Source organism: Veillonella dispar (assembly GCF_937975875.1).
GTDB lineage: Bacteria > Bacillota > Negativicutes > Veillonellales > Veillonellaceae > Veillonella > Veillonella dispar_B.
This window is the reverse complement of sequence record NZ_CALJSP010000026.1, coordinates 1-5,699: the sequence shown is the minus strand read 5'-3', so window position 1 is coordinate 5,699 and position 5,699 is coordinate 1. Positions and strand designations below refer to the sequence as shown.

General features: G+C 36.3%; 5 protein-coding genes. 1 reads left to right on the top strand and 4 read right to left on the bottom strand.

Annotation, left to right across the window (positions count from 1 at the left end; translation table 11 throughout):
- Window positions 1–333 precede the first annotated feature (333 nt).
- From Q7P05_RS01105 to Q7P05_RS01090, 4 genes are all read right to left on the bottom strand, one after another.
- On the bottom strand, window positions 334–1,734 hold the full coding sequence (locus Q7P05_RS01105; protein WP_213466926.1) for an anion permease: 1,401 nt from the start codon (window positions 1,732–1,734) through the stop codon (window positions 334–336).
- A gap of 246 nt (window positions 1,735–1,980) precedes the next feature.
- Window positions 1,981–2,814, bottom strand: a complete 834-nt coding sequence (locus Q7P05_RS01100) for an Mrp/NBP35 family ATP-binding protein (protein ID WP_005386907.1) — start codon at window positions 2,812–2,814, stop codon at window positions 1,981–1,983.
- Window positions 2,815–2,937: 123 nt separating this feature from the next.
- Window positions 2,938–4,131, bottom strand: coding sequence for a PLP-dependent aminotransferase family protein (locus Q7P05_RS01095; protein WP_303930102.1), 1,194 nt, complete (start codon window positions 4,129–4,131; stop codon window positions 2,938–2,940).
- Window positions 4,132–4,183: 52 nt separating this feature from the next.
- Window positions 4,184–4,921, bottom strand: coding sequence for a TVP38/TMEM64 family protein (locus Q7P05_RS01090; protein WP_303930101.1), 738 nt, complete (start codon window positions 4,919–4,921; stop codon window positions 4,184–4,186).
- A gap of 329 nt (window positions 4,922–5,250) precedes the next feature.
- On the opposite strand from Q7P05_RS01090, the gene Q7P05_RS01085 reads away from it, so the two are divergent.
- A complete protein-coding gene (locus Q7P05_RS01085; RefSeq protein ID WP_303930100.1) occupies window positions 5,251–5,643 on the top strand; it encodes a thioesterase family protein in 393 nt (130 codons plus the stop codon).
- Window positions 5,644–5,699: the final 56 nt, after the last annotated feature.

Here is a 5,699-nt window from a genome sequence, read left to right as displayed (position 1 = left end):
AACCTGAATCCAATAACATTTGTAAACTTGTATCTACTGTATGATACGGAGATGTACAAGCACCAATATATTTCAATAACTGTTCATTATTAAATTTCATAGATTCCTCCTATGTAAAATAATGATGCTATTCGTATATTCACCATGAATAGTTCATTTACGTATAATTTTACAACATATACATTAATAATATATTAACTACACTTATTTTATCACAAAAAAGCCGTCCCAAACGGGACGGCTTTCCGTATATTTTGTAACTACATATCAAAACAACTCTAAAATCTAAAGTTTTTATGTATTACAAGTATATTATTTTATCGTTTTCAGTTCTTACCACATACCGATAGCTTTCATCCATACAGAACCAAGTCCCATAAAGATAATCAAGTTGATTACGGATGCAAAGAAACCAAGTTTCCACCATGTATTTTGAGGAACATAACCAGTATTAAAGATTACTGGAGATGGACCTGCTGCATAGTGAGTTAAAGACATACACAAGTTAGATGTGAATGCAATCATCAACAATGTTAACATTGGTGGTGCACCTGCAGAAATAGCAATTGCAGAGAATGCTACGAACATTGCAGAAATATGTGCAGTTAAAGATGCGAATACATAGTGGGAATATGTATTAATAAGTACAGCTATAACGAAGGCAATAATCCAAGATCCTTCTGGAATATAACCACCTACAAGTACTGTTGCCCATTTGATGAAACCTAATTTGGACAAGAAGCCTGCAAAGCCCATTAAAGTACCCATCCAAACTAATGTATCCCAAGCACCTTTTTCACTTTTAACATCATCCCAAACAAGAACGCTTGTAGCAAGCAAAATAGAGATGCCTAAAAATGCAACAGTTGTAGCATCGATTTTAGTAAACTGAGAAGTAGCCCATAAAACTAAAGCTAAAATAAATACGCCTAACATAACCCATTCTTGGAAGGACATTTTACCAAGGCCTTTTAACTCTTCTTTAATCATTTGTTGTGCTTCACGAGCATCTTTAATTTCAGGTGGGTAAACTTTATAAATAAAGTACGGCATAATGATCAATGCAATGATACCAGGTACGATAGCTGCCATAGCCCAGTCACCCCATGTAATACCGATGCCAAAGGATTGAAGCGCCAATGCTGCAACCAATGTGTTACCAGCCATAGATGTTTGGAACATAGCAGATGTAATCGTATTAACTTGATAAATGGATTGCATCAAGAAGGAACCAATTTTACGAGGACCATCTTGAGGTTCAGAACCAAATGCTTTTGCCAAGCTAGTAGTAATCGGCATAATAACACCACCTACACGAGCTGTGTTAGATGGAGTTGCTGGAGCCAAAATTAGATCAGATAAAGCTAATGCATAAGCTAAACGTAAGGAGCTACTACCAAAAGCAGCAATCAAATTATATGCAATACGTTTCCCCAAACCAGTTTTAATAAAGCCACGAGAGAATAAGAACGCACCTACGATTAACCAAATAGCAGAGTTAGCAAAACCGGAGATAGCTTCACCAATTTTCAAAGTACCAGTCAAAGCTGCTACAGTAATCACAACGATGGATACGCCACCAATCGGTAATGGCTGAGTAATAAAGCCTACGATTGTAGCCACAAAAATGGCGAATAAATGCCAAGATTGAGGTGTTAACCCCTCTGGTGTCGGAATAAACCATAGGCCTATACCAAAGACCGCTGGAATAATCCAGTTTAACAGTTTTTTCATACACATACCTCCTACATAGGAAAAAACTAAAATATATAACTGCTGAAATACCAAGGCATCGCAAGGTGGCTATCACACACACAGTAAGCCCCTATCCTACGGTGTCTTCAGTATATATCAGTAGTATGTGAAGTGAGATATATAGTTATTTCTTCCTAAGCTAAATATAATATATTACACCATAAAAAGAAATGAGAAAAAGCTGTGCATCACGAGGTATGCACAGCTTTCATTAACATATAAATCCTATTCTGGTAAAGATACGTTTTCTAAGTTTGTTTTCTCGATAGCTTCAATATCACCTTTATCACAAAGATTTGCAATAGTTGGATCAATTGGCAAACGATTCAACAATAATAGACCGTATTTTTGAAGGATTTCTTCAATGTGGCTTTCACCAAAGATTTGATAATCCTTACCATTATCTGGGCAATGGAAGTAAGAGTAGTTTTCCACTACACCAATAATAGGCACTTGCATTAAATCAGCCATCTTAACTGCTTTTTCAACAATCATGGATACCAAGTCTTGAGGAGATGTAACAATGATGATACCATCCAATTTCAAAGATTGATATACAGTAATTGCTACGTCACCTGTTCCTGGCGGCATATCAACGAATAAATAATCGATGTCTTTCCAAATAACATCACTATAGAATTGTTTTACCACATTGCCTAAAATAGGACCACGCCATAAAACAGGATCTGTATCGTTTTCCAAAAGGAGGTTAACAGACATAACGTCAATGCCGCCTTTAGATTTTACAGGATACATACCAATTTCGTCAGCATATGCTTTTTCCTTGATACCAAACATTTTAGGAATAGAAGGACCTGTAATATCTGCATCGAGGATACCAACTTTGTAACCTTTACGCGCCATAGTAATAGCCATTAAGCTTGTAACGGAGGATTTACCTACGCCACCTTTACCGGATACTACGCCGATTACATGTTTAACAGAACTAAGCTCGTGTAATGGAGCTGTAAGATCTTGAGGTTGTTGAGGAGCGCCGCCACCGCAACCAGAAGATTTAGATGGGCATCCGCCACAATCACTGCTGCTACCGCAACCCATAGTAAACACCTACTTTCTTTGAGGAACTACCTCACATCTATATGTAAAACTTTTTCTCTATATGGTAGATACAATGTATCTACTGTTACATTGTATCATGTCATATCAAACTTTATCAATATATTACTCGCCACAGAACTCTTTAGTTAAGGCACCGAGAATTTCCATGCCCTTTGTGATTTCTTCTACTGTTGGTACTGTATAGCTTAAGCGGAATGCATGTCCTTCCCCTGCACCATCAGCAGCAAAAGCACCACACTTAATGATCCCTACATTGCGATTCATACACGTTTCGAAGAATTCGTCACAATCTACATCCTCAGGCATCGTCATCCATGCGAACATACCACCTGTAGGCTGAGTTAACTTAACCTTAGAACTTGCATACTTATTAAATGCATCAAGCAAAGCATCACATTTAGTCTTATATACTTTACGTACATTTTCTAAATGTGCATCATAATCGATTGTATCAAGAACTTTAGCTACCACCTTTTGTGTAACTAATGGCATTTGACCAGCTGTATTATTCTTTAAAGCTTGGATAGCTTCGATTACCTTCTCTGGGCCAAATAGGAAACCTACACGTAAACCTGCAGATAATGTCTTCGAATAAGAACCAGCATAGAGAACACGATTTTCGGTATCAAAAGATTTAAATGTTGGAATGTATTCACCAGCAAAACGAATTTCACCATATGGATCATCTTCATAGATGAATAAATCATATTTAGAGGCAATAGCGTAAATTTCTTTACGGCGTTCCAATGGCATTGTAATACCTGTAGGATTTTGGAAATTCGGAATGAGATAAATATATTTACCCTTACCAGACTGAGCGGCTTTTTCTAATTCACTAGGAATCATGCCGTACTCATCAGTCTTAATGCCTAATGCTTTACCGCCCATGTTGCGTACAGAATTGATGGCACTTGTGAAAGTAAATTCATCCATATATACTTCGTCACCAGGTTCCAATACAGTAATTGGTACAAGACCTAATAGTTGACCTGCACCATTAGAAATAATAAGGCCTTGGCCTTCTGGATTCATCTTATGTGCTTTTACAAGACGATCTAATGTCAATTCCGCTAAACGTGCATCACCTTGCATTGGGCCATATTGTAATAAACTCATTGGATTAGAGTGAACTACTTCATCGAATGCCTTTTCAATGATTTCCACAGGAATCGCTTCTGGCGCTGGATTGCCAATACCAAAGCTGATAAAACCTTCTACGCCTACACCACGTTCAAATACTTCGCGAATAAAATTTGGACCTTTTAAAGTGACACGTTCAGGAAGAGAAAAACTCATACAATCGCCTCTTTCATATATACTAAGTTAAAAATATTACTACGTTAAAAAATTACGCATTAGGATCATGTTCTTGTTCAGCATTCTTCTTATTAATATAGTTCTTATATACTTTCCAAAGAATGAAGTATACAACACCTGCAACAAGAACAATAATTCCTAATCGCCCCATATTTTCTTGGAAATTTACAATATCTGTACCGATAGCAACTTCAAGAGCTGTAGATGGGAATTTACCAATTAAATTTGCTAAGATGTAGTCTCTCGGTTTAATTTTACTAATAGCACCTAGTGCCGTAATAACACCAGATGGGAAGTATGGTAAGGATCGTGCAAATAACATAACCACAAAACCATTTTTACCAGAGAAATCATCTACTTTCATCAATACCGTACTCTTAGCAATGAGCTTATCCGCTGTATCACGTAAGAAGTAACGCATAATATAAAAGCTAATGACTACGCCAATTGTTTCTGCAAGCCAAGAAATAATTATGCCTGGCCACATACCAAACACTAGACCGTTTGCGGTAGATATAAAGATAGATGGTAAGAAACCAACAGCATTAACAAAAATATCAAGAAGCATACTAACGACCATGGCCATAGGACCAAAGCCTTGAATATACTCTTCTATTTCATCCATGGATCCACTAGTCGCTAAATGCCACATAGTTGGATAAAATGTAGGATCTACTATATGGATGGCAATTAATAGAATGACAAAACCAATGCCTGCTATTAACTGTACCCAACCTTCACCAGAAGGCTTTAATTTTCTTGTACTCATATATACCTCGTTTTATAAAAAACTAGTTCCATTATATCACGGATTCTATAGAACTGTTATATATAGTTCCCCCTTCTTTAATTCTATTCTAATTAACAATCTGTCTATATTCGATAATAAACCTATATATTCCATTTTTTCGATTACTACCAGTTAAAAATATTATTATTAGAACTTATATGGGTTACTTTTATAGATACTACCAGTTAAAAGTAATTATTTTTAACTGGTAGTATCTATAAATATGTATTATTACATTAGCATAAAAATTATAGAAAGATGTATAATACTATTATAACGAGAATTTTCTTAATGAAAGAAGGTATATTATGGTATCAGCAGGTCAAACAGCTACGGCAACTGTAACAGTTACAGAATCCAATATTGCAAAAACAATGAAGTCCGGTTCTTTAGAGGTCTTTGCCACTCCAGCCATGTGCGCTTTGATGGAAGAAGCAGCACAAGCAGCAGTACAACCATATTTAGAAGAAGGTGAAGGCACTGTAGGTATTGCTTTATCCATCACTCATGAAGCACCTACTCCACTTGGTGCAACAGTAACTGCTAAAGCTACAGTTAGCGCTATAGAAGGGCGTAAAATAACTTTTGATATTGAAGCATCTGATGGTGTCGGTATCATTGGTCGCGGAACTCATGAACGATTTGTTATTAATAACGAAAAATTCATGGCTAAAGTAGTAAGTCGTGCAAAATCTAACTAATAACTAGTTTTACTAATAGCCTATAACTAATTTTACAATACCCTAATCTCTAATTT

Coding starts and splice junctions, on each gene's coding strand:
- Q7P05_RS01105 (WP_213466926.1), bottom strand. CDS start 1,734: ATGAAAAAACTGTTAAACTGGATTATTCCAGCGGTCTTTGGTATAGGC.
- Q7P05_RS01100 (WP_005386907.1), bottom strand. CDS start 2,814: ATGGGTTGCGGTAGCAGCAGTGATTGTGGCGGATGCCCATCTAAATCT.
- Q7P05_RS01095 (WP_303930102.1), bottom strand. CDS start 4,131: ATGAGTTTTTCTCTTCCTGAACGTGTCACTTTAAAAGGTCCAAATTTT.
- Q7P05_RS01090 (WP_303930101.1), bottom strand. CDS start 4,921: ATGAGTACAAGAAAATTAAAGCCTTCTGGTGAAGGTTGGGTACAGTTA.
- Q7P05_RS01085 (WP_303930100.1), top strand. CDS start 5,251: ATGGTATCAGCAGGTCAAACAGCTACGGCAACTGTAACAGTTACAGAA.